Below are 4,220 nucleotides of genomic sequence, written 5' to 3' on the forward strand. Positions count from 1 at the left end.
CCACCGCCCCCGCCACATCACCCAGATTCGCGTAATCCACCGCGATGAAATTCACCGGCCGCCCACGCTGAACACCACACCGCCGGGCACGGTCCACCACGAAACCCTTCGCATTGACACGCCCCGCATCCAGCCGGCTGCCCCCCGCGTTCGTCACGAAATGGTTCAGCAGGAACAACCGCTTCCCCGTCCCCCCACGGTACGGACCACAACTCATCTCCCCCGGATCCCGAACGTCGTAGGGCGTCTCCATCCCGTACCGGTAGAAACCCCGGAACCAAGAAGCCGGACCGCCCGAGCCCTCGGAGAAGACCACCAGCCGCTTGTTCTCCTCGACCATCTCCCCCAACTCCGGCCACGGCGCCCCCGGATCACGGTCCGGAGTGAACAACAGATCCTCCAGACCCGCCTTCCGGAACGCCGCAGCCGTCTGCTCACCGCTGATACCGCTCTGAACGATCAACGTCACCACCTCGCCCGGGTGCTGGTCCATCCATGAACGGATCTCCCGCAACGTGCCCACCAGCGGCAGCGCACCACCCCGGCACACCGCGTGGCACAGCCACAGCCCCGGCCGGGCCGGGCCCGAACGGTCGATGAACCCCGCGACTTTCTTCCGCATCCCCGGAGCGAAATCGGAAACCTTCAGCCGCTCGGCGACCTGATCGGAGCGCTCCCAGGTGTGGGTGTCGATGAGCAACGCACGTGCGCCGTCGTCGAGTTGGGTCCTGATGTCGCCGTCCTGGAGGGGGCTGATGAACCGGTCGGACGTCGAGGACATCGAGTTATGCGTAGCCACATACGCCGCCTGGTCGTAACGCAGGTCGCACAGTTCGGCCGATCCGTTGCAGTACCGGCGCTCCAGCCCGCCCGCCGCAGCCGGAGCGAACACCACGCCCAGTACCAGCGAGGCGGTGACCGCGGCGGCGACGGCGCCCACCGCGCGGGCCCGCTTTCGTCGCGCCAGTCCGCTCACCGCGCGGCGCACCGCGGGAAACCGCAGCCTGGCGTATGCGCCCGCGACCAGCAGCGCACCCGCGGCGAACGGCACCGCGGCCGCCGTCAGACCGGCGTCCACCGCCCTCGACAACGCCGTCCGCTGCACGTCCTCCACCAGCGCCGCCAGCGACGACGGCCACCCGCCCGGGGCATGCCAGACCACATCCCCGGCCCGCCACCACACCAGCCAGAACGCGGCAGCAGACAGCGCTCCGCCCGCGGCGAGGATCCAGCCGATCGTCCGCAGCTTCCGCGTCCGTCGCGCCGGCGGGCCGGAGACCCATAGGAAGCCCACGGCCAGCAGCCCCACACCGACCGCCGCCGCCTGCAACGGGCCCTGCGACCACTGCGTCCAGTCGCGGGCCGCCTCCACACCGCCGGTGTCGAAACCCGCGCCCCGCACATCCCGCACCACATTCCACCGGCCGCCGCCCGCCATCCGCAGCAGATCCCGGCGGCTCTTCTCCGCACCGCTGCCCGCACGGCTGCCCGGCAGATACGGCCCCACCGCCGCCAAGGCCGTCCCCGTATCGCCCGACGCCAGTGCTCCCTCGACCTGGGGACGCAACGACTCCCGCTTCCCGGACGGCACCCGGGACAGCAACGCCGAACTCACCTTCCGCACCGCGCTGTCGCCGAGTTCCACCTTCGGCAGATCAGCCGGCCTGCGGCCCGCCGCGACCTGCTCCAGCGCCCGGTCCACCCGCTTCAGCGCCGCCGCCACATCCGCCTCCGGGGACGCTCCCCGACCGGACGCGAGATCCCCCAGATACACCTGTGCCAGCTCGCCGACGTTCGCCACCACCGGACGCACATCCACCGACACCCCCAACTTGTCGGTGTCACCGCGGAAGTAGCCGACCAGGGCGGCGACTTGCTCGTCCGTCAACTGCCGTACGGTCGCCGGCGGCAGCACCGTCTTCACGTTGGCGGTCACCACCGCCTCCGGAACCGGCAGCCGGGACAGCAGACTCCGCGTCACCGGACGCGAACCGGGATCGACGAGGACCTCGTCGTAGAGGCGGTCGTAGACGCGTTCCTCGTCCAGAACGTGCTGGTAGTAGCCGCGTTGCAGCACCGTGCCGCGTACTGTCGCCGCACCCACCAACGACACCACACACGCCACAGCCACCACACACGACAGAACCCGCACGGGCCCCACCCACCAGGCACCCCGCCACACCACAGGACGAACGCGGCGCAGGAACCTCCCGCACACAGCGCCTGCCGCGGCCTTCATCTGCCCTCCAACTGCTCGGGTCCGGTGGGGAATTCCGCGGGGGAATCCGTGGGAAGGGCCCGGTCGTGCCGCCTCCCGCATTCGACCGTACCCATGTGAAGTGCCTGGTCCGGGCACGGGTCCACGGAGCGGGACGGCGAAGGGGCGGCTGGGGCGGCGGGGTCAGAAGTGCCGGAACGCGCGGATCCTCTCCGCTTCGGCTGCGGTCTGACGCCGTCCGGCGCGGGCAGCGAACCGGCGGACGTACCGCTCGGCGGGCAGGTGGGCGTCGCCGATGCCGGCACCGGCCCGTGCCGGCCCTGCCGGCACGCCGGTCTGCCAGGCGTACGCGGTCAGACCGGCCCCTCCCAGGACCGGTGCCGTATCCGCGACGCCCACCTTCCCCCGACTAACCGGGGACCGCTCCCCGGTTCCGGGCGTGACGTTAACATCACGACCGGGAGATGGTCCACGCCTGCAAGCGAACCGGGGGTGCACGGAATGACGTCGGGCGAGGAGGGCCGGTGACGCTGCGCCGCGACGCACAGCGCAACCGGGAGGCGCTGCTGGCCGCCGCGCGGGAGGTGTTCGCGGCCTCGGGGCTCGACGCCCCGCTGGACGAGATCGCCCGCCGTGCCCAGGTCGGCAACGCGACGCTCTACCGGCACTTCCCGGACCGCGCCGCGCTCGTCGAGGCGGTCTTCCACGAGCGGCTGACCTCGACGCGGCGCGCGGGCGAGGAGGCGCGGGCCCGGGACGACGCGTGGGCCGGGCTGACGGACTATCTGGAGGGGATCTTCGCGGGGCTGGCGTCCGACCGTGCCGCCAACGACCTGATGACGACCGGGATTCGGGGCGTCCCCTCCCTCGACGCGCTGCACGTCCACAACCGCGAGACGGTCGGGACGCTGCTCTCCCGTGCACAGGAGCAGGGCGTCGTACGGGACGACGTGGTGGCCGAGGATCTGCTCTTCGCGCTGGCCGCGCTCGGCAGGGTGGTGCCGGCGTCGGCCGGGGTCGTCCCCGGTGCGTGGCGCCGCTATCTGGCGCTGCTGCTCGACTGTCTGCGCGCCGAGGCCGCCCGGCCGCTGCCCGCTCCGGCGCTCACACCCGACCAACTCGGCCGTGTGCTGAACGATTTGGGCCCGCACGCGGCGCCGGGCTCGCGCTGAACGTCCCGCTTCTGCCGGGTGGTTGCGAGCCCGCGTGGTGCGGCGTGCCGTCGCGCGTACGGGACACCGGGCCCCGTATGCCAGGGGGGGGGAGACGGCGACACCTCATGCGCGGGCTCGCAGCGGGAGCCTAAGCGGGCCCGGTTTCGGGGCCGTTGCCGTGCCGCAGCGGCGCCGTTGCGGTTCGGTGGCCGTCGACTGCCGTTCCGCCGGGGGCCGTCACGGCGCCCCCTCCTGCGCCGGTGGGGCGCTGGGGCCAGGTCAACAGGGGCGTGACGTCGAGGGCGTCGGCGCCGAGGGCGGTGACGAGCACCGCCGGTCCCTCCAGCGGTGTGGCGACGGCGGCCGGGCCCGCGACGTACGGCTGCGCGGGTGCGTCGGTCAACTCCGGGTCGACGACGAGGAGTTGGCCGACGGTGCGGTGCCCGCCCAGGACGGCGCCGCTCTCCCAGCCGGGTACGCCCGTGCCGCAGTCGAGCTGCTGGTCGAGGAGGGGGCGTGAGCCGCGGTTTACGGTGAGCCTGGTCGACAGGCGGCCGGGTTCCTCGCCGCTGCGTCCCAGCACCGCGACGTCCCGCAACTCCAGCCGGGCGGTGGGCGCGAGGTCGACGCGTACGGTCTGCCGCAGGTCGCTGCGCGCGGCGGAGATGACCGGTCCTGGCAGCCACCGCAGACAGGCGTGGTCGCCGACGGTCAGCCGTACGTCGTAGTGGGCGGTCCCGCCGCCGCGGCCGGGCAGGGCGAGGGTGGCGGCGACGGCGTCCACGCACAGCCTCGCCCCGGCCTCCACCCGTACCTCCACGGCCAGTCGGTCGCCGCCGAGCGGTGCG

4 protein-coding genes are annotated in these 4,220 nt (G+C 72.9%); 1 reads left to right on the plus strand and 3 read right to left on the minus strand.

Translation table 11 applies throughout. The features are described from left to right. Positions 1-2,104, minus strand: a 2,104-nt coding sequence (locus AN218_RS15600) for a phosphoinositide-specific phospholipase C-related protein (RefSeq protein WP_216311772.1), incomplete at its 3' end; no start/stop codon positions are given. A 297-nt stretch (positions 2,105-2,401) separates the two neighbouring features. Beyond that, a complete protein-coding gene (locus tag AN218_RS15605; protein WP_070017492.1) occupies positions 2,402-2,617 on the minus strand; it encodes a hypothetical protein in 216 nt (71 codons plus the stop codon). Between the two features lie 131 nt (positions 2,618-2,748). On the opposite strand from AN218_RS15605, the gene AN218_RS15610 reads away from it, so the two are divergent. Next, positions 2,749-3,390, plus strand: coding sequence for a TetR/AcrR family transcriptional regulator (locus AN218_RS15610; protein WP_070017495.1), 642 nt, complete (start codon positions 2,749-2,751; stop codon positions 3,388-3,390). A gap of 130 nt (positions 3,391-3,520) precedes the next feature. Here the strand turns inward: AN218_RS15610 and AN218_RS15615 are convergent. Beyond that, positions 3,521-4,220, minus strand: a 700-nt coding sequence (locus AN218_RS15615) for an urease accessory protein UreD (protein ID WP_079132203.1), incomplete at its 5' end; no start/stop codon positions are given.

Origin of the sequence: Streptomyces nanshensis, assembly GCF_001751255.1 — a bacterium.
Classification (GTDB): Bacteria; Actinomycetota; Actinomycetes; order Streptomycetales; family Streptomycetaceae; genus Streptomyces; species Streptomyces nanshensis_A.